The organism is Mycolicibacterium peregrinum (genome assembly GCF_001665625.1).
GTDB lineage: Bacteria > Actinomycetota > Actinomycetes > Mycobacteriales > Mycobacteriaceae > Mycobacterium > Mycobacterium peregrinum_B.
On the sequence record NZ_LZSY01000149.1, the window covers coordinates 1 to 19,433 of the forward strand.

General features: G+C 66.1%; 21 protein-coding genes and 1 tRNA gene. 12 read left to right on the forward strand and 10 right to left on the reverse strand.

Going from position 1 to position 19,433, the window contains the following annotated elements:
- Window positions 1-16: 16 nt before the first annotated feature.
- The 3 genes from A5779_RS23370 to A5779_RS23380 are packed head-to-tail and all read left to right on the forward strand — an operon-like array spanning window position 17 to window position 2,927.
- Window positions 17-670 carry a hypothetical protein gene (locus A5779_RS23370; protein WP_064886109.1) on the forward strand — a complete coding sequence of 218 codons (654 nt, stop codon included), beginning with the start codon at window positions 17-19 and terminating at the stop codon, window positions 668-670.
- On the forward strand, window positions 667-1,476 hold the full coding sequence (locus tag A5779_RS23375; protein WP_064886076.1) for an SDR family NAD(P)-dependent oxidoreductase: 810 nt from the start codon (window positions 667-669) through the stop codon (window positions 1,474-1,476). The genes A5779_RS23370 and A5779_RS23375 overlap by 4 nt, the downstream gene beginning before the upstream one ends.
- Window positions 1,473-2,927, forward strand: a complete 1,455-nt coding sequence (locus A5779_RS23380; RefSeq protein WP_064886078.1) for a cytochrome P450 — start codon at window positions 1,473-1,475, stop codon at window positions 2,925-2,927. The genes A5779_RS23375 and A5779_RS23380 overlap by 4 nt, the downstream gene beginning before the upstream one ends.
- A gap of 10 nt (window positions 2,928-2,937) precedes the next feature.
- Here A5779_RS23380 and A5779_RS23385 read toward each other — a convergent pair whose 3' ends face one another.
- Window positions 2,938-3,588 (reverse strand): TetR/AcrR family transcriptional regulator, encoded by a 651-nt coding sequence (locus A5779_RS23385; protein WP_064886081.1) that lies wholly within the window; start codon window positions 3,586-3,588, stop codon window positions 2,938-2,940.
- A gap of 84 nt (window positions 3,589-3,672) precedes the next feature.
- Between A5779_RS23385 and A5779_RS23390 the strand changes: the two genes are divergently transcribed.
- Together A5779_RS23390 and A5779_RS23395 are read left to right on the forward strand one after the other, a co-directional pair.
- Window positions 3,673-4,554, forward strand: a complete 882-nt coding sequence (locus A5779_RS23390; RefSeq protein ID WP_165609824.1) for an SDR family oxidoreductase — start codon at window positions 3,673-3,675, stop codon at window positions 4,552-4,554.
- Entirely contained in the window at window positions 4,551-5,336 is a 786-nt protein-coding gene (locus A5779_RS23395; RefSeq protein WP_064886083.1) for a maleylpyruvate isomerase family mycothiol-dependent enzyme, read from the forward strand. Before A5779_RS23390 ends, A5779_RS23395 begins: the two co-directional genes overlap by 4 nt.
- Here A5779_RS23395 and A5779_RS23400 read toward each other — a convergent pair.
- The 7 genes from A5779_RS23400 to A5779_RS23430 all read right to left on the reverse strand — a co-directional run bounded on the left by A5779_RS23400 (window position 5,298) and on the right by A5779_RS23430 (window position 12,032).
- Window positions 5,298-5,963, reverse strand: a complete 666-nt coding sequence (locus A5779_RS23400) for a TetR/AcrR family transcriptional regulator (RefSeq protein WP_064886085.1) — start codon at window positions 5,961-5,963, stop codon at window positions 5,298-5,300. The two genes, A5779_RS23395 and A5779_RS23400, sit on opposite strands and share 39 nt — an antisense overlap.
- Window positions 5,956-7,209 carry a cytochrome P450 gene (locus A5779_RS23405; RefSeq protein ID WP_064886088.1) on the reverse strand — a complete coding sequence of 418 codons (1,254 nt, stop codon included), beginning with the start codon at window positions 7,207-7,209 and terminating at the stop codon, window positions 5,956-5,958. The genes A5779_RS23400 and A5779_RS23405 overlap by 8 nt, the downstream gene beginning before the upstream one ends.
- Before the next feature lie 303 nt (window positions 7,210-7,512).
- A tRNA-Ala gene (locus A5779_RS23410) sits at window positions 7,513-7,585 on the reverse strand.
- A gap of 55 nt (window positions 7,586-7,640) precedes the next feature.
- On the reverse strand, window positions 7,641-8,855 hold the full coding sequence (sepX, locus tag A5779_RS23415; protein WP_064886090.1) for a divisome protein SepX/GlpR: 1,215 nt from the start codon (window positions 8,853-8,855) through the stop codon (window positions 7,641-7,643).
- Between the two features lie 243 nt (window positions 8,856-9,098).
- On the reverse strand, window positions 9,099-9,752 hold the full coding sequence (locus A5779_RS23420) for a GNAT family N-acetyltransferase (protein WP_064886092.1): 654 nt from the start codon (window positions 9,750-9,752) through the stop codon (window positions 9,099-9,101).
- A gap of 46 nt (window positions 9,753-9,798) precedes the next feature.
- Window positions 9,799-11,037, reverse strand: a complete 1,239-nt coding sequence (gene glp / locus A5779_RS23425; protein ID WP_064886094.1) for a molybdotransferase-like divisome protein Glp — start codon at window positions 11,035-11,037, stop codon at window positions 9,799-9,801.
- Window positions 11,038-11,102: 65 nt separating this feature from the next.
- Window positions 11,103-12,032: a UTP--glucose-1-phosphate uridylyltransferase gene (locus A5779_RS23430; RefSeq protein ID WP_064886096.1), complete on the reverse strand. Its 930-nt coding sequence runs from the start codon at window positions 12,030-12,032 to the stop codon at window positions 11,103-11,105.
- A gap of 27 nt (window positions 12,033-12,059) precedes the next feature.
- On the opposite strand from A5779_RS23430, the gene A5779_RS23435 reads away from it, so the two are divergent.
- The 4 genes from A5779_RS23435 to A5779_RS23450 all read left to right on the forward strand — a co-directional run bounded on the left by A5779_RS23435 (window position 12,060) and on the right by A5779_RS23450 (window position 16,762).
- Window positions 12,060-12,659: a 5-formyltetrahydrofolate cyclo-ligase gene (locus tag A5779_RS23435; RefSeq protein ID WP_110777659.1), complete on the forward strand. Its 600-nt coding sequence runs from the start codon at window positions 12,060-12,062 to the stop codon at window positions 12,657-12,659.
- Window positions 12,660-12,678: 19 nt separating this feature from the next.
- A complete protein-coding gene (locus A5779_RS23440; RefSeq protein WP_131811683.1) occupies window positions 12,679-13,908 on the forward strand; it encodes a PucR family transcriptional regulator in 1,230 nt (409 codons plus the stop codon).
- A 125-nt stretch (window positions 13,909-14,033) separates the two neighbouring features.
- On the forward strand, window positions 14,034-15,878 hold the full coding sequence (locus tag A5779_RS23445) for an amino acid permease (RefSeq protein WP_064886099.1): 1,845 nt from the start codon (window positions 14,034-14,036) through the stop codon (window positions 15,876-15,878).
- On the forward strand, window positions 15,875-16,762 hold the full coding sequence (locus A5779_RS23450; protein ID WP_064886100.1) for a universal stress protein: 888 nt from the start codon (window positions 15,875-15,877) through the stop codon (window positions 16,760-16,762). Before A5779_RS23445 ends, A5779_RS23450 begins: the two co-directional genes overlap by 4 nt.
- Here the strand turns inward: A5779_RS23450 and A5779_RS23455 are convergent.
- Window positions 16,759-17,529 carry an HNH endonuclease family protein gene (locus tag A5779_RS23455; protein WP_236734864.1) on the reverse strand — a complete coding sequence of 257 codons (771 nt, stop codon included), beginning with the start codon at window positions 17,527-17,529 and terminating at the stop codon, window positions 16,759-16,761. The two genes, A5779_RS23450 and A5779_RS23455, sit on opposite strands and share 4 nt — an antisense overlap.
- A 63-nt stretch (window positions 17,530-17,592) precedes the next feature.
- Here A5779_RS23455 and A5779_RS23460 point away from each other — a divergent pair, with 63 nt between their 5' ends.
- The 3 genes from A5779_RS23460 (at window position 17,593) to mscL (ending at window position 19,254) form a co-directional block, all read left to right on the forward strand.
- Window positions 17,593-17,925: an FmdB family zinc ribbon protein gene (locus A5779_RS23460; protein ID WP_064886104.1), complete on the forward strand. Its 333-nt coding sequence runs from the start codon at window positions 17,593-17,595 to the stop codon at window positions 17,923-17,925.
- A gap of 69 nt (window positions 17,926-17,994) precedes the next feature.
- A complete protein-coding gene (locus tag A5779_RS23465; RefSeq protein WP_064886106.1) occupies window positions 17,995-18,654 on the forward strand; it encodes an SAF domain-containing protein in 660 nt (219 codons plus the stop codon).
- 135 nt (window positions 18,655-18,789) lie between these two features.
- Window positions 18,790-19,254 carry a large-conductance mechanosensitive channel protein MscL gene (gene mscL, locus A5779_RS23470; protein WP_064886108.1) on the forward strand — a complete coding sequence of 155 codons (465 nt, stop codon included), beginning with the start codon at window positions 18,790-18,792 and terminating at the stop codon, window positions 19,252-19,254.
- Window positions 19,255-19,331: 77 nt separating this feature from the next.
- On the opposite strand, the gene A5779_RS33155 is transcribed toward mscL, so the two are convergent.
- Window positions 19,332-19,433, reverse strand: a 102-nt coding sequence (locus A5779_RS33155) for an MspA family porin (RefSeq protein ID WP_174551555.1), incomplete at its 5' end; no start/stop codon positions are given.

Consider the following 19,433-nt stretch of genomic DNA (forward strand, 5'->3'; position numbering starts at 1 on the left):
AGCCAAGAACACCGGCATCGACAATCAGGCACCGGACGCGGCCCACACCTCGGTGTTGAACGACTTGCGCGAGTTGGCGCAGACGGCACCGGCCCTGGCCCGGCGCCAGGGCTGGGACTACCTACAGGAACTCGGCACCGCGGGTCGCCGCGACCAACTCGCCGCGCTGTTCGAGCGGGGACACGAACCCGACGGACCGCACGGAGCCATGGAGGGTCTGATCGTCGGCAACCTCTTCGGCATTCCCGAGGCGTCCCTGGCCAATCCGCTGTTGAAGATCGAACCGACCTGGCGCGGAAAGACGTTCGACACCGATACCGGCTTCAACCGGCTCGCGCCGATCGCCAAGTACGCGATGCGCGTCATCGCGCCCCTGTACCGCGGACTGCGTCGGGCCGGATCCGAGATGGTGGGATTCGAGTTCACCCACCGCATCGACACCGCGGCTATCCCGCCCTACATCAAGGTTCGGGCACTGGACTACAGCCCGGATGAATACCGGAACCCCAGCGTGCGCACCTTCCCGATCAAACGGACCCGCGACGAAATCGTCGAGCTGCTGCCCGGCCTCTATCTCGGGCGGGCCCTGTTGAACATGCACAGCGGCGAAGTGCGACCCATCGCATACTTCGCATTGCGGGAGTTCAGCGACGAAAGCGCCGGCCGGTGATCGATCTCGCCGGGGCCGTCGTATGCGTCACCGGCGGCGCACGCGGTATCGGTCGAGCCACCGCGGTGGCTCTGGTCGAGCGGGGCGCGAGGGTGTGGATAGGTGACGTCGACGCCGATGCAGCCACCCGCACCGCACATGAGATCGGGGCCAACGCCGCACATCTCGACGTCACGGACGCTGCGAGTGTGGCGGCGTTTCACCGCGCTGCCCGCGCTGACGGACCGGTGGCGATGTTGGTGAACAACGCAGGCATCCAGCACATGGGCCCCTTCGTCGGCCAGAAACTCGCGGCGTACCACCAAGAGATCGCCGTCAATCTGACCGGCGTCGTCAACGGCATGCACGAGTTTCTTCCCGGCATGCTCGATCGTAATCACGGCCACATCGTGAACGTCGCATCGATGGCGGCCAAGGTGACCACTCCGGGCATGTCGGTGTACTGCGCGACGAAGTACGCGGTGGCGGCGTTGTCACGAGCCGTTCGCGCCGAAATCGCCCACTCCGACGTCACCATCACTACGGTCATGCCTACCGCAGTCCACACCGACCTGACCGCAGGAGTCACCCTCGACCTTCTCCCCACCCGGCAACCCGAGCAGATCGGAACCGTCATCGCCGACAGCGCACGCAACCCCGGACGCGAAGTCACCGTCCCGAAATGGTTGTCGCCGTTCGGACTGCTGGAGGAAGCCACGCCGGAACCGGTGATGCAATTGTTCAAACGACTCGCCACCCGCAACGAGCCACCCGGCCATTTCGACGAAAACCGTCGCCGCGACTATCTCAATCGGATCGACGGATGACGACGTTGGCCACGTGCCTCGCGTCGCCGGCGAACAAACACCGCCTGCAGGCGTTCGGCGCCGCTGTCACGTCACGGTTTCCCAGCGGAGATCACCCGCTGGCCACTCCGCCACCGGGATCGAATCTCAAGCCGGTCATGGGCAACTACGGTTTCCCGTTCCTCGGCCACGTGTTGAGCTCCCTGGCCGACCCGCTGTCCTTCGCCCGGGATCGCTACGAGCGCTACGGACCGGTGTCCTGGGCCGGCGGCGTCGGCTTTCGCGTCGTCGGCCTCATGGGCCCTGACGCCTTGGAAACCGCATGGATCAACCGGGACAAGGTGTTCTCCAGCACCCGCGGCTGGGCGCCGGTCATCGGACCGTTCTTCCACCGCGGAATCATGTTGCTCGACTTCGACGAACACCGCGATCACCGCCGCATCATGCAGCAGGCCTTCACCCGCAGCGCGCTGGACGGCTACCTCGAACTGATGCGGCCCAGTATCGATCGCACGCTTCGCAATTGGCCCTCGACACAGAGCTTTCCGTTCTATCCGTCCATCAAGCATCTGCTGCTCGAGCAGGCCGCGGAGGTGTTTGTCGGCACTCACCTCGGTCCCGAATCCGACCAGTTGTCGGCCGATTTCCACGACACGGTCCGCGGCGGGCAGGCACTGGTGCGGGCCGACGTGCCCGGCGGTGTGTGGGCCAGGGGGCTACGGGCCAGGGAGCGGCTCGAGCGTTACTTCGCCGCGCAGGTTCCCGACCGCCAACGCGGCGACGGCACCGACCTGTTCTCGATGTTGTGCCGCAGTGAGGACGAGGACGGTGCCCGGTTCACCCAGGCCGACATCGTGAACCACATGATCTTCCTGCTGATGGCCGCGCACGACACCACCGCCATCGCGTTGTCCATGCTGACCTACGAACTGGGCCGAAACCGGCAGTGGCAGGACGCGCTTCGCGAAGAGGCGCTCGCTCACCCGAACGACACCCCGACCGTTCTCGACCTCGATGCCTATCCCCTGCTCGACGCCGGCTTCAAGGAGATCCTGCGGATGTACGCGCCGGCCGGCGCGCTCTTCCGCCAAACGGTTCGCGATACCGAGATCCTCGGTCACTTCGTCCCACGCAAAACCCAGGTGGCCATCAATGTCTATGCCTCCATGCGTCTTTCCGACTGGTGGCCCGATCCGGACACCTTCAACCCGGAGCGGTTCGTGGACAACGCCACATCTCGTGCCGCGGTGAGCCGTTACGTGTTCGCGCCGTTCGGCGGCGGAGCACACAAGTGCATCGGCCAGCAGTTCGCCGACATGACCGTCAAGACCACCATGCATCAGATGCTGCGCCGGTTCGAGTGGAACGTGCCTGACGATTACCGGCCCCAGCTGACCTGGGGCACCGGACCGATGCCGGCCGATGACCTGCCGATCAACCTGCGGGCGCGCGGCTTGACGCAGCGTCGCTAAGGAGGCCCCCTCAAACCTGCGGCATCGCCTCACCGACGGGCTCGGGTTCCAGCGTCGGGTCTGCTGCTACGGCCGCCATCGGAACGGCTGCGGCCAGCGACATGATCAAGCGGTGCAATGCTTCTCGGCTGATTTTGCGGTGACTCAACCAGTCCAGCGTTGCACCCTCCATGAAACTCAGAAATCCTTCGAGTGCGACCCGCATGGCCGGGGGCTCAGCCTGACCCGGCAAGACCATCTGAGTGAACAGCGCCCGATACTGAGCGCGGTGGTCGGCGACGAACGCACGCACCTCCGGGTCGACACCAAGACCGCCACTCATGATCAGGCGGTAGGCCGCCTCCGAGCTCACTGCGAAATCCAGATACCGGTCGAGCATGGCGGACATCAACTCACGAGGCGGGACATCCTCGTTCATCCGCGCGTGGTCGAGCAGCTGGCGATGGAAGTCCTCGATGACCGCCAGGTAGCACTGCCGCTTGGAACCGAAGTAGTAGAACAGCAACCCCTTGGTGACGCCCGCGCGCTCAGCGATGTCATCCATCGATACGTCATCGAATGCACGGCTGGCGAAACAGTCGGCCGCCGCAACCAGTAGCTCTGCCCGTCGGGCCGGATCGCGATGTCGACGCGCACCACTCGCCATCGATCCTCCAAACATTGACTTTCGGTCAAACTTCGTCCACCGTAGCACTGACGGTCAAGTTTGACCGTTAGTCAAACTTATCGAGAAGGGGAACTGACCTTGCCTCACGAAAATCTCCGCAATGCCGTCGTCGTCATCACCGGTGGGGCTCGGGGCATCGGACACGCAACGGCGGCCGCTTTCGCTGAACGCGGGGCACGGATCGTCATCGGCGACCTCGACGAACAGGCGGCCAAAGAGGCCGCCGCAGCAATCGGACGAGGAGCATCCGGACACGGTCTCGACGTGTCGTCCCAGACGTCCTACGAGCGGTTCGTCGCCGCCGTCCACGACGAAGCGGGCGCCATCGATGTGCTCGTCAACAACGCCGGAATCATGCCGGTCGGCACGTTCACCGAAGGCGAGTTGGCATCGGTCCGTGCGACGATCGACATCAACCTGTGGGGCGTCATCCTCGGCTGTCACATCGTTCTACCTGGCATGCTGGAGCGACGGCGCGGGCAGATCATCAACATCGCCTCGGTGTTGGGGCGCGTCGCCGGCGGAGGTGTCGCGGCGTACAGCGCGAGCAAGTTCGGTGTTGTCGGCTTCACCCATGCGCTTCAGCAGGAGTTGCATGGATCGGGGGTGACGGCCTCGGTGGTGCTGCCGGGCGTGGTCCGCACCGAGCTGTCGAGTGGCGTTCCCGAACGCGGAGTGCCGATCTCGGACCCGTCGACGGTCGCGGCGGCGATCGTGCAAGCCGGCCTGGCCGCCAAGCCCGAGGTCACTGTCCCGGCATGGTCGGGCGCCCTGATGCGCACACTGGCCCTGTTGCCGCCGCGCCTCCGACAGCCTTTCTTACGGGCTACCGACTACGACCGCGCCATGCGAGGAGTCGACACGAGGCAACGCGCCGGATATCGCGACCGACTGGCCAAGACCATCGTCGCCAGCTCGGACTTTGCGCTCAAGACTCGGGACGAGGACGACAACCGGTGACGATCGATCGAGTCGCCGCGTTCCAACGAGAACGCGCTGCCTTGTTGAGCTTCTGCGCCGAGTTGTCCCAGTCGCAGTGGCGGGCCGACAGCGCGGCCGCCGGATGGCGCGTGCAAGATGTCGTGGCCCACCTCGGCGCCAGCTGTCGCGCTCTTTTCACCCCTGCCGCGATCACGCTGTTGACGACGCGAGACATTGAGCGCGCCAACAACATCCCGGTCGATTCCCGACGCCACTGGCATTGGAGCCAGGTACTGGCCGAATACGAACGGTGGAGCGGCCGAACACTACGTGCAGCCTCGCTGGTCGCCAGGTCACCGGCACGTGCGCTACGCACCCGCCTCGGCGAACTCGGATCATTCACGGTCGGCCTGGTCCTACCCGGAGCACTTGTCTTCGACCATCACACTCATCTACGCCATGACATCGCCCACGCCATCGGCGCACCTGCGCCCGGTACGGACGCCGGACGCATGTCCGTCGTTGTCGAGTGGATGCTGGCTGTGCTGGCCAATCAACTGAGGGCTGCCCCGCCCTCATGGCTGAGAGCGCCAGTCTGCCTGGAACTCTATGGCGACGGTGGTGGCCGGTGGCTCATCCGACCGGACGGCACGATCGCTACCGCTGCTGGCGATTGCGGCCCGGTTGCCTCTATACGAGGCAATGTCAACAGTTTTCCGGTGTGGGCGACCAAACGGGTCGACTGGCGCACATCCGACATCGCCATATCAGGAAACCAGGAACTACTGACCACCCTGCTCGACTCGATGAACATCGTCTGATGCCCGTCCGTAAATCGACAACGACGCCCATCGTGGATAGAGGATTGCCGGGCCCAGCCAGCGAGAGACGAAGCGGCGCAATGCTTGTCCCGTGCGGGGCCCCGGTCCAGGATCGGTCAATATCGATTGCACCGTACGCAACGTCATCTCGGCAAGTTCACGCAGGGCGGTGTCGTCGAAGCCGTGAAGTCTCCAATCGACATCGAGTCGGTCAAAGACGGACAAGCAGAAGGTGATAGCCGTGTCGGAAGTCAGCGAGGTGACGGGTTCGCCGCCCTCTCGACGGGTCAGTAGCTTCTCCAGCTGTGGATCGCCGGAGAGGGTCTCGATTCCAAATGAAACGCTTTCGACCACTGCGGTGACCGGGTCGCCGACGCCGCTGACCTGATCCGTGACCTGGTCGATGAATCCGTTGACGGCACGCATTGCACTGGCGATGAGCAGCGCGTCGGCGTTGGGAAAGTAGCGGTACACCGTCTGGCGAGTGACGCCGAGTCGGCGGGCGACGTCGGCGAGACGTATCCCGGCTCCATGCTCGGCAATCTCCTCATCTACCGCAGTCAGGATGCGCGAGATAGCTTCCTCGTCCGATGAGGGCGTCGAACCCGCCCAGCCACGACTACGCATTCGCCGCCACCAGCCTGTCGCTGGTGAATTCAATCGGAAGAGTTGTAGGACCGGTCATTCCGAGCACCGATTTCCATGGAGCCGGCCCGACACGATGGGTGGTGGGGAGGCGGCGGGTGAGGACTGTGAGTGCTTCCGCCAGTTCCCGGCGCGCGAGGTTCGCCCCCAGGCAATAGTGCGCGCCACCGCCGAACGTCAGAATTGCGGGAACGTCGTTGCGCGCGATGTCGAAGCGGTCAGCATCGTCATAGATGGCCGGATCTCGATTGGCGGCAAAGGTGTTCGCGAGTACGAAGGTCCCCGCCGGGAACAGATAGCCACCGAACTCGACATCCTCGACGGCGGCTCGCGGCACGATACAGGCCGCTGGCGAGTGGCGCATGCTCTCCTCGACCGCCCGCATCGCAAGTTCCGGATGGTCGCGCAGCTTCGCCCATTGGTCCGGATGCTCGCAGAGCACCTGAACCGATGCCGCCAGCTGGTTTCGCGTTGTGTCCGTTCCCGCCATCAGGAACCCGGCCACCAGCATGCGGAGTTCGTCGAGATTCAGCCGGTCGCCGTCACTTTCGGCGCGAATCAGCTCGGACAGCAGATCGTCGGTCAGATTGTCCCGGCGGGCGGCAACCATGCCGTCGACGTAGTCGTCGAGTTCGCCCCATGCCCGCATGATCGTGGACTCGTCGAAATTGGCGTCCGGCTGAAAGTTGAGGGCTTTGAAGACCTCCTCGGTCCAGTCCGCGAACAAATGCCAGTCCGCGCGAGGCGCACCGATCAGCGCGCACATGATCGGGGTGGGATAGGGACGCGCGATGTCGGTCACGACGTCGCACTGCCCGGCGTCGACCACTCGATCGATCAGCCCGTTCACCACGTCGTGGATCGTGTCTTGAAGGCGTGATGTCGCGCGGGGAGTGAACGCCTTGGAAACCAGCTTGCGCAACCGCACATGTGGTGCACCGTCCAGGCCCAGGAGGCTGCCCACCATCTTGTCGAACAAGGGACCAGATGTGATGCCCTGGGCCGCCAGAGTGATACCGGGTGGGAGACGGAATCTGTTGTCACGCAGTATGTCGCGAGCCAGTTCGTAGGACAGGATTTCCGGGCCGAGAGGCCCGATGGCGATAGGCGCGCGTGCCTGCGCCGCTCGGACATCTTCGAGGATGTCGTGCGGAGTGGCGGTGAGGTTGTAACTGAGGGTCGGCAGCCCCGCGTCGAAGACGTTGGGAGCCACGCTGTTGACGTTCATCGACGTTCCCACCTTCCGCGAGGCCCATATCGGGCCCTAGCCGACATATTTGCCACAACCGTATGACCAAGAACATCTGAGCGTCAACAATCTGGAGCATTATCCCTGTACAGGCAGTCCATCAGATACCTAGACCATGCGATGACCATACGATCTTCTGAATTATGTCCGCTTAGTGCGCCGCAGCACGGGTGAAGGCTGGATTGATCTTCAAGGGGCGACGGAGACGGACGCGGAGGCGTTACTGTGGGCCGCCCACAAACCAGAAATGGCAGATCAGTTGCCTGACCTGCCATTTGAGAGTGGAGCTAAGGGGAATCGAACCCCTGACCTTCTCGATGCGAACGAGACGCGCTACCAACTGCGCTATAGCCCCTGGTACCGGAACGAAAGGCTACCAGCCGTCGGCCCGGAAGCGGAAACCGGCCGGCCTACTGGCCGGAAGCCCGCGGTAGATCGTATTCGCGCGACATCGACCCATACGACGCGTAGGCCAGGTGCTCGAAGATCGGATCCTCGTCGTCGATGTCGAGCACCACTGCGCCGGGCCTACGCAAGCGCGCCGGCACCACGTCGAGCTTGTGGTCGTCGGTGCTCTCCACGCCCAGCCGGGACCGCGCCATCCGTTGTGCACGACGACGCCGCAACTGTTCCTCGATACGCGTCTGGCGGCGCAGATAGGCCAGGTACAGCACGGTGACCGTGCCGGCACCGCCACACACCCACCAGGCCGACGGCGTCACCAGGAAGGCAGCGCCCGCCGAGAACAGCATCGTGGCCGCCAGCACCGCGAGCACGCGCTTGCGGAACCGGAACTTGCGGGCACTGACCTCCGCGGCGGTCTTGGACTCGAACCGGCGCTGCCGGGGCGCACTCGGCGATCCGACGGGGGTCTCTGCCGATTCCTCGCCGACCGGTTCGTCCTCGGCCTCGGGTTCCAGACCCGACGAGTCGTCGACGTACTCGTACTCGTCGGCAAGTTCTTCTTCATCGTCGACGCCGACGGGATCCGGCGCGCCCTCGGGCTCCTGGTTCTCATCGAGATCCACTGCGATGCGCTCGGTCTGGGCCTCGGATTCGACAGTGTCGAACTCCGCGGCCGGCTCCTCGACCGCGACGGGCTCAGGCTCCGCTTCGGGCTCCGGTTCCGGCTCGGCTTCCGCTTCAGGCTGCGTCTCGAATTCCAGCTCGAGTTCGGGCTCGGCGACTTCCTCGGGTTCGGCGACGGGTTCGGCAGCCTCGGCCATCGCACCGACCGGCAGTGCACCGGAATCCTCGTCGACGACGTCGACATCCAGATAGTCGGGTTCGGGGGTCTCGACGCTCACGGCGGCCACCACAACGGTGCGCTGCACGGTGGCGTGCACGCGCACTTCGGCCGGCTCTTCGTCTTCCTCGAAGTCGTCATCGAGGTTCTCGTCGAGGTGGTCGGCCGTGTGTTTCCAGTGCGGATCGCTGTGATGCCCGGCGGCCGGGCCGCGTCGTAAGCGTTGTGCGTTGCGGCCACTGTTGAGAACTCGTGTCGCCAGGGCGACGTCACTGGTGCGACGCACCGAGTCGCGCTTGCTGATCAACATCGGGACCAAAACGAAAAGCCAGAGAACGACAAGGGAAATCCACAGCAGTGACTGGGGGATGCTTGGCATGACGCCTGCTCCTTTCCCCTTCAGGCTAGGTCTGTGACCAGCGCATCCATGGATGGCGCGCCGACACAATTACACACCTGTAATTCATTCGATACAAGCACCACTAGTCACACGTGTCACATTGGTAACAGCTCAAGAACCCGAATTCGCTGAGATGGCTTCCAGGGCTGTGAATCCGGCGAAATCACGACCCTGGGCGCAGTTTCGACACGGCGCGCCGCAATCCGGGCCGACCCGGACAGCTCAGCACCAACTGGCCCGCCCGGCCGACACAAGGGCTTGAGACGCCGAATGTTTCAGCTCCTCCAACGTGACCGCCACCAGAAGGTGGTCCCGCCAGGCACCGTCGACCTCGAGATAGCGACGCAACAGGCCCTCCTCGCGGAACCCCACGCGTGCCAACACAGCCCGGCTTGCGGCGTTCTCGGGCCGCACCGTGGCCTCGACCCGGTGCAACTGCACCCCGGTGAAGCAGTGGTCGAGACCCAGCGCCAGCGCTCCGGTCGCCACCCCGCCGCCGGTCTTGTCACTGGCCACCCAGTAGCCGATCCAGGCCGATCGCAGCGCGCCATGGGTGACATTGCCGATCGTGAGCTGGCCGGCGAACTCGCCGTCGAGCTCGATCACATACGGCAGCATCCGCCCGCGCCGGGCCTCACCGCGCAAACCCGAGCAGATCGCCGGCCACGACGAAACCCCATGGCGGACATGCCAATCCACGCCACTTACCGGCTCCCAGGGCTCCAGGTGGGCCTGGTCAGCCAACCGGATCCGGCTCCACACCGCGGCGTCGCGCAGCCGCACCGGGCGTAGCCGCACCACGCCCGCCTGCACCCGCAGCGGACCGATCGGCCCGGGCCAACCCGGGTGAAAGGCACTGGACCGCAGCAGGCTCATCCGCACAGTCGATTCGTCACACCGTCATTCATCGAATGAAGTCTTATCAGCCGCGCTGGGCCAGGAATGCCACATCCACGGTTTCGCCGGTCCGGACCTCATCCACCTCGCTCGGAATCACCACGAGACAGTTCGCCTCGGCGAGGGTGGCCAGCAGATGCGTCGACGCCCCGGGCGCCCCGCCGAGTGCCTGCACCAGGTACTCGCCGGTGTCCTGGTCCCGCATCAACTGCCCGCGCAGGTATCCCGTGCGCCCGGCCACCGAGCTGATCGGTGCCAGCGTGCGGGCCTGCACCACGCGTCGCATGGGCTGGCGCTTGCCCAGTGAGAGCCGGATCAGCGGGCGGACCATCACCTCGAACACCACCAGCGCGCTGACCGGGTTGGCGGGCAGCAGGAAGACCGGAACGCGGTCCCGGCCGAGCTGCCCGAAGCCCTGCACCGACCCGGGATGCATCGCGATCCGGGACACCTCCATCTCGCCGAGTTCGGTGAGCACACTGCGCACCGATTCGGCGGCGGCACCGCCCACCGCCCCGGCGATCACCACGATCTCATTGCGATTGACTTGGCCCTCAACGGTTTCCCGCAGTTCCCGCGGGTCGGTGCTGATGATGCCGACGCGGTTGACCTCCGCGCCCGCATCCCGGCCCGCCGCGGCGAGCGCATACGAGTTCACGTCGTACACCTGCCCGGTTCCCGGGCTGCGGGACACGTCGACGAGCTCGCCGCCCACGCACATCACCGACAACCTGGGCCGCGGGTGCACCAGCACCCGGTCCCGTCCCACCGCTGCCAACAGGCCCACCTGGGCCGGACCGATGATGGTGCCGGCCCGCACCGCGACATCACCGGGTTGCACGTCGTCTCCGGTGCGCCGGACGTAGGCGCCCGAACGCACGCTGCGCAGGATCCGGACCCGGCTCTCGCCACCGTCGGTCCACCGCAACGGGAGCACCGCGTCGGCCAGCGTCGGCATCGGCGCACCGGTCTGCACCCGGGCAGCCTGCCGGGGCTGCAAACGGCTCGGGGTCCGCGCCCCCGCCTCGATCGAGCCCATCACCGGCAAGCTGATCTCACCGGCACCGTCGCCCACCGACAACACGTCCACGCTGCGGACCGCATAGCCGTCGATCGCGGCCTGATCGAATCCCGGCATGGGCCGTTCGGTCACGACCTCTTCGGCACACATCAGACCTTGTGACTCGGCGATGGCCACTCGCACCGGCCGGGGCGCCACCGCGGCAGCCGCTACCCGAGCCTGCTGTTCCTCGACCGAACGCACAACACGCCTTCCTATCTACGGGCCCCGACTGCCGGACAACGCGCGGCGTAGGGCCCGACGCGTTGCTAGCCCTCCTGTCCGGCCAGACCCAACCGTTCGACCAACCAGCTCCGCAATTCGGGGCCGTAGTCGTCACGTTCCAACGCAAAGTCAACCGCAGCCTTCAGGTAGCCGCCGGGATTTCCCAGGTCGTGTCGGGCTCCGCGGTGCACGACCACGTGCACCGGATGGCCCTCTTCGATCAGCAGCGCGATGGCGTCGGTCAGCTGGATCTCGCCACCCACACCGCGCGAAACCCGACGTAGCGCATCGAAGATCGCCCGGTCCAGCAGGTAGCGGCCGGCCGCGGCGTACGGCGACGGCGCGTCTTCGGACTTGGGCTTTTCCACCATGCCCTTGACGCGCAGCACGTTCGGGTTGGCCGCATCGGGCACCGTCTCGACGTCGAAGACGCCGTAGGCGCTGATCTTGTCTTCAGGGACCTCGATGGCGCACAGGACCGTGCCGCCGCGCTTGGCCCGCACCTTCGACATGGTCTCCAACACGCCCGTCGGCAACACCAGATCGTCGGGCAGCAGCACCGCAATCGCGTCCTCGTCGGGAGCCAACGCACTCTCGACGCAACCGATGGCATGACCCAGCCCGAGCGGCTCCGCCTGCACCACCGACTCGACCTTGATCAGCGCGGGAGCCCGCCGCACCTTCTCCAGCATGGTCTTCTTGCCGCGGGCCTCCAGCGTGCCCTCAAGCACCAGGTCCTCGACGAAGTGCGCGACGACACCGTCTTTGCCCTCGGAGGTGATGATGATCAGCCGCTCGGCGCCGGCCTCGGCCGCCTCCGCCGCGACCAGCTCGATGCCGGGGGTGTCGACCACAGGCAGCAGTTCCTTCGGGACCGTCTTGGTCGCGGGCAGGAAGCGCGTGCCCAGACCGGCCGCGGGGACCACGGCCGTGTAGGGAATCGGCACTTCAGGCGCCTTGGGAGAGGTGCTCATCGTTCACACACTAACGTCCGTTCTGAAATGGTGGAGGGCGTGACCCCGCCGACCAAGACCGAGTTGCGAGCTGGCGTTCTCCGTGCAAGACGGGCCGCGACCGACGACTGCCGCAACCGCGAGGCGCAGGCAATTTGCCACTGGCTGCCCGCACTGGTCCGTCCCGGGCAAACGGTCTGCGCCTACGTTCCGGTCGGCTCCGAACCGGGGTCTGCGGCCATGTTGGACACCCTGTTGGAACTCGGTGTGCGCGTACTGCTTCCGGTCGCCCGCAACGACGGGGACGGCCGGGCAATGCCGATGCAGTGGGGTGAGTATGTACCCGGCACGTTGGTGGCAGCCGAGTTCGGTCTCCGCGAGCCCGCGCCGCCGTGGTTGCCCGCCGGATCGATCGCCGACGCGGCGGTGGTACTGGTGCCCGCACTGGCCGTCGACCGCCACGGCAACCGACTGGGCCGGGGCGCCGGTTTCTACGATCGCAGCCTGATCTACGCCTCACCGCATGCGCGACTGGTCGCGGTGGTACGGGACGACGAATTGCTCGACGAGTTGCCCGCCGACCCCCACGACGTGCGCATGACGCACGCGTTGACGCCGGCGGGCGGAATGGTGACGTTGCACAGCTGAGCGGTCCAGAATCATCAGGGTGTCCGATCCGGTGAGCGCCGACTTCAGTGTCCGCATGCAGCTGATCGTCGACGTCCTGGCCCAGACCCTGGATCGGGCAGTGCTCCTGGACGACGAGGAGCTGACCCCGATCACGCACAGCCGTCAACTCGGTGAACTCGACGACGTGCGGGTCCACAGCGTGTTGCAACGCGAGACCCGCGCCGAGGTCAAAGCGGCGCTGTTCGAATTCGGAATCGGTTCGGCCGACTCGGCGGTGTGGATCCCGGCATTTCCGCAACACAACTTGATGCCACGGTTCTGCGTGCCGGTGCGCTCGGCGTCCGAGCGGTTCGGCTACCTGTGGATCATCGCCCCTGAAGGGTCATTGTCCGAGGACGGTCAACGGCTGGCCGAACGAGCCGGCGCCGACCTGCTGGCCATCCTCGACCGCCGCAACGCGGCACTGCGCGCCGAAGAGTCTGCGCAGCAGGGCCTTTTGATGCGGTTGCTTGCCGCCGACGAACCTGCGCACGCCCAGGCAGTCGTCCGTGAGCTGCATGCCAGGGCGATGGTCGAGCCGGACGACGTGGTCCAGATTTTCCGGTTCGAGCCCGACCTCGACGGCGCGGGCAATCCGGTCGATCGGAGTATGGCGCTGCGCCTGCGGTTGACGGCCACCGACCGAACGCACCGGTGGTACACCCTCGCCGGATCGCCGACCACGATCGTCGCGGTATCGCGCACCGGATCTGCCGCGGCGGCCGAAACTGTGGCCGGTGCCGTCCGGGCCAGCTACGGAACGCACCTGGCCATCGGCACCTCCGGCGTCGCTCTGCCGATAACACAAGCGGCCCTTGGGTTTCGACACGCGAGCCTGGCACTGACGCTCGCGGGCGTCGGCGCGAGCAGCACCCAGGTTGCCGACTGGTCCGCACTCGGTTCGTGGCGCACACTGGCGCTGCTGGGCCAGGCCTACGACCGGGACCGGCTCGGCGAGCTGGTCCACCCCGGCATCGTCAGCCTGATCGAACAGGGTCGCGACGACCTCCTTCGCACGCTCGAGACCTACCTGGCCAACGGCGGCGACGTGCGGCGCACTTCCGAGGACATGTATCTGCACCGGTCCACGCTGTACTACCGGTTGGAGAAGCTGACCGAGGCTGTCGGCAGCGACCTCAGCGACGGCGAGACCCGTTTCGAACTGATGCTGAGCCTGCGACTGGCCCGGCTTGCCGGGCTGTACCGGCCCGATTCGACAACTGTCTGAACCGGCCGCCTGGGTTTCCTACAGTTTCGGCCCAATTTCGGCTCCATCGACCGGCCGCCGGGCATAGCGTTTCCTTCTGGTCACTTGTGACCTGAGTCACATACCACGGAGGAGTCGGTACGCAAATGGGTGAAACACCCGCATTGAAGAAGGCACTCAGTCAGCGTCAGTTGACGATGATCGCCATCGGCGGCGTGATCGGCGCCGGCCTGTTCGTCGGCTCCGGGGTGGTGATCGGTGCTACCGGACCCGGCTCGTTCATCACCTACGCGCTGGCCGGGGTCCTGGTCATCATGGTGATGCGGATGCTGGCCGAGATGGCGGTGGCCAACCCGTCGACCGGATCGTTCGCCGATTACGCGCGCAACTCGCTGGGCAACTGGGCGGGGTTCTCGGTCGGCTGGCTCTATTGGTACTTCTGGGTGATCGTCGTCGGTTTCGAAGCGATCGCGGGCGCCAAGATCATCCAGTTCTGGGTGGATGTCCCCATCTGGCTGACCGCACTGCTCCTGTTGATCGCGATGACGGCCACCAATCTGTTCTCGGTGTCGTCCTTCGGCGAATTCGAATATTGGTTCGCCGGCATCAAGGTGGCGGCGATCCTGGCGTTCATCGGTTTGGGCGCGCTCTTCGTCTTCGGACTGTGGCCGAACAAGGACATGGACTTCTCGAATCTGACCTCTCACGGCGGGTTCTTCCCGATGGGCGCAATGGCCGTCACCGTCGGTGTGGTGACGGTGATCTTCTCGATGGTCGGTGCGGAGATCGCCACCATTGCCGCCGCCGAGTCCGCGGATCCCGAGCGGGCGGTGGCCAAGGCCGCCAACTCGGTCATCCTGCGTATCGCGATCTTCTTCGTCGGGTCGGCGTTCCTGATCACGACGATCCTGCCGTGGGATCACTTCAAGAAGGACGCCGCGGGCAATGTCGCCTCGCCGTTCGTCTCGGTGTTCACCGAGATGGGTATCCCCTACGCCGATCACATCATGAATGCGGTGGTGCTCACGGCGGTGCTGAGCTGTCTGAACTCCGGGATGTACACCGCGTCGCGCATGCTGTTCGTGCTGGCCGCCCGGCGCGAGGCACCGCCGCAGTTGGTCGCGGTGACCCGGCGCGGCGTCCCGGCCCCGGCAATCCTGACCTCGTCTGTCATCGGCTTCCTGTGCGTGATCGCCGCGGCGTTCTGGCCGGACACCATCTTCGCGTTCCTGCTGAATTCCAGTGGCGCCGTGATCCTGTTCGTCTACCTGCTCATCTGCATTTCGCAGATCGTGCTGCGGTACCGCACTTCCCCAGGCCAGCTCAAGGTGAAGATGTGGTTGTTCCCCGTGCTGTCGATACTCACCGCCCTGGCCATCTTCGGAATCCTGATCCAGATGTATGTGCAGGGCGGAGACAACCGGAAGGCCCTCACCCTGAGCGTGGCGTCGTGGGTGGTGGTGATCCTGCTGTTCCTGGCCAACCGGTGGTTCATCGGGCACCGGCCCGAGGTGACCGGCGTGGCGGCCGCCGGGACCGCCCATCCACACCGAGTGTTGGTGCTGGCCAACGAGACCGTCGAATCCGATGAACTGCTCGACGAGTTGCGGCGCATCGGCGCGGACCGCGATGCCCTCTATCAGGTGGTGGTGCCGGCCAGTCCGATCGACACCGGGGTGGCCGCCACCCACGGCCCGCTCGACATCTCCGAAGCCACCACCCGCGCGGCCCAGCGTCGCCTCGACCAGACGCTGGCTACGCTGCGCTCCGAAGAGTTGCAGGCCGACGGCGAGTTGGGTGACTATCGTCCGCTGCGGGCCCTGGCCCACGCCGTCGAGGCGTTCCGGCCCGACCAGATCGTGATTTCGACTCTGCCGCCGGAGGATTCGGTGTGGCACCGGTTCGAGGTCGTCGACCGCGCCCGCGCCGACTACCAGATCCCGGTGACCCATGTGGTGTCGCGAGCCCGTACCCAGGAGCCCGCGTCGTGACCATCCTGGCCGCGTTCAGCGCGAGCCGGCACAGCAGCGCACCGCTGAACCTGGCGATCCAGATCGCCCGCACCACCGGCGAGCAGGTGATCGCCGCGGCGGTGATAGAACGGTCATGGGCGGCGCGTGACGACATGGTCGAGGGCGAGTACCTGGCCTACGTGCGCGCCCAGGCCACCCAGGCGTTGCAGCGGGCAGTCGCGGTCCTGCCCATCGATCTCGACGTCACCCCGGTGGTACACGAATCCACCTCGATTCCAACCGGTTTGATCGAGCTTGCCGATGCCCACCGGGCGACCATGGTGACCGTCGGTTCGTCCTCGTCGGGCATGCTCGGCCGGGTCACACTGGGCAGTGTGACCGAACGTCTGGTGCACACGGCCCGGGTGCCGGTGGCGTTCGCGCCACGTGGGTATGCCCAGGCCGACGGGCGCATCAGCCGGCTCACCGCGGCGTACGGCGGCGAGGCCGACGTCAACGGGCTCATCCCGGCCACCGCCGAACTCGCGGCGTCATGGCAGGCCAAGCTGCGCATCGTCTCGTTCACGGTCCGCAACACCGCAGCGTTCGCCGGAACCATCGAGACCTCGGCCGAGGAGTTGGTGGTGCAACAGTGGTCCCGGCGAACCATCGCCGAGATCACCAAACAGCTCAAGGCCATTCGCGACCGGATGGCCGTTCCCGACGTCGACGTGGTGGTGGGCGCGGGCCACGATTGGAATGCCGCAGTGCAGAGCATCGGATGGGACACCGGAGACATGCTGGTGCTGGGTTCGGGTGCGGCCGCCCCGACGGCCCAGGTGTTCCTCGGCTCGGCGGCGGGCAAGATCTTGCGTCGCTCGCCGGTGCCGGTGATGATCGCGCCGAGCTACCGGCGCGGCTAGCAGCTGTCGAGCACCGCTGCCATGGCGCGCTGCTCCTTGGCCGAGACCCACAGCTGATAGGCGGATTTCACCTCGACCTGGCGGGCCACGAACTCACAGCGGAACGCCACGTTGGGTGGGAGCCATCCGGCCGCGTCGCGGAAGGCCTTGTCGAAGTTGGGTTGTGCGCCGACCGCGATCAGGTTGCGCGGATCGTTGGCGAAGTCCTTGCGCCGCTGCGGGTCCCAGGACCGCGCCCCCTTGTACCAAGCGTCCGACAGGGATACGAGGTGGTCGATCTGCACGGTGCCGGAGGTGTCGGGGCCGCGGGTGAACGCGATCTCGACGCCGGCGTAGGGGTCGTGCAGGACACCGGTGGCGGCATAGCACGTGCCGGGCCGGACGGTCAGTCGAGCCAGATCGCGGCGCAGGATGTCGTCGCGGGTGTTGCACCCGTTGCGGCCGAACTCGACGTTGACGTCGTCGCTCCAAGCCTCACCGAAGCGGTACCGGGCGTAATCGGTGTCGCGGTCCCAGCCCTTGACCCGCAACCCCGCCAACAGCGTGCGGGCCCGGTCGTAACCGGGCGTCCGCTGCATGGGCGCCGGCGCCAGGCCTGTCGTCGGGGGCGGTGCCGAGTCCGCGGCGGAGCCGTCGACCGGCGTGGCGGCCTTCATGCGGGCCACCACGAGCACGGCGAGCACCGCCAGGATTACCGCCACCACGAGCAGGACCGCTAATCTTCCGGTGCGCCGGCGCCGGCGGCCCGCGGGAATGACATGGCCCACGTAGCGGTTCTAGCACTTGAGCCGGTAGAGTGCTAACAAGTTTGACCAACTCGGAGGGTTTTCGTGCCTACCTATTCCTACGCGTGCACTGAGTGCGGCAATCGGTTCGACGCGGTGCAGGCCTTCAGCGACGATGCGTTGACCACCTGCCCCAAGTGCTCCGGCAAGCTGCGCAAGCTCTTCGGTTCGGTCGGCGTGGTGTTCAAGGGCAGCGGCTTCTACCGCACCGACAACCGCGAGTCGGGCAAGAGCTCGTCCAACGGTTCGTCCGGCAAGAGCGCGGACAGCTCGTCGTCGAGCACGTCCTCGGACTCGTCGTCGTCCTCATCGAGCTCTTCGTCCTCGAGTTCGTCGAGCAGCTCCAGCGCCGCCCCCGCCGCGGCCGCGTCAAGCTAGCCTCCGAGTTATCCACAGGGCGGCGAAGACGCCGTTCCCACCCGGCCGTCGCGCGCCTACCGTGGCGCCATGGCCGAATCCCTCAACCCGCCACCGTGGCGTCGGCTGACTGCTGCGCGGCCTGATTGGACCCGAACCGTGGCTGCCCGCCGCGCCGCGGCAGCCGGTCTGGTGATTCTGGCGGCCATTGCCGCGTTGCGCTCCGACCCGCACGGCGACTACACCGAGGTCGCGGTGGCAGCGCACGACCTGTCCCCTGGCGTCGCGTTGACCGCCACCGACGTGCGGCTGGAGCGGCGTAGTACGGCGACGGTGCCCGACGGCGCCCAGCGTGACGTGGCACCGATGATCGGCGCGACGCTGACCGCGCCGGCCCGTCGCGGCGAGGTGATCACCGATGTCCGACTGCTCGGATCACGATTGGCCGAGACGGCAGCGGGCCCGGATGCCCGCATCGTGCCGGTGAAACTCAACGACACCGCGCTGCTGGATCTGATCCGCCCCGGCGACGTCGTCGATGTGCTGACGGTGACCGCCGATCAGGACGACAAGGGGCCGGCCCGGCCGGTCGTGGTGGCCGCCGGAGCCGTGGTGGTGCTCGTTTCGGAGAAGGTCCGCGGAGCCGGTGCGGACGGCGATCGGGTGGCGCTGGTAGCGCTACCGGCCCGCCCGGCCAACGAAGTGGCGGCCACCAGCCTGGTGCAGGCACTGACACTGACCATTCACTGAGCTCGGGTTCCCTTGCCGGACAAGGTAGTTCACACGTGTCGAAGTTGTTGTCCCACAATCACCCAGCCGCTCGGCCAACTCCGTTACTGTTTGCTTGTCCCATTTAACAACCCACACTGCAGGAAGGGTCCCCGCATGTTGAAGGGCTTCAAAGAGTTTCTCTCCCGCGGTAATGTCATCGATCTTGCGGTTGCTGTGGTCATCGGCGCCGCCTTCACCGGCTTGGTCACCGCCTTCACCGAAAAGGTCGTTCAGCCGCTGATCGACCGCATCGGCGCCGGCCCCGGCAAGGAGTACGGGGTCCTCAAAATCTCACTGGGCGGCGATCCCGAGACGTTCATCGACTTCAATGCCGTCCTGTCTGCCGCCATCAACTTCATCCTGGTGGCCGCGGTGATCTACTTCGTCATCGTTCTGCCGTACAAGAAGTTGCGCGAGCGCGGCGAGGTCGAACAGGCGCAGGACACCGAGTTGAGCATCCTGACCGAGATCCGCGACCTGCTGGCCGAGAATGGCTCCGGCGGCAAGCACGTCACCGGCCCCGGCACCGGGCCGAGCCCCGACACCGCCAAGTACACGAGCGCCGACCGCGACAAGTAGACACCCGAAGACAAAAGCAGCCCCTGGATTTCTCCAGGGGCTGCTTTGTTGAGGCCTAGAACTGGACGTTCATGTGCTCAGTTCATGTTCCATGGCTCGCCGTAGGTGGTGACGCTGTCACCGGTCGAGGCGATCAGGCGGGCGAACGGACGCAGCAGCACACCACCGGCCGCACCGGT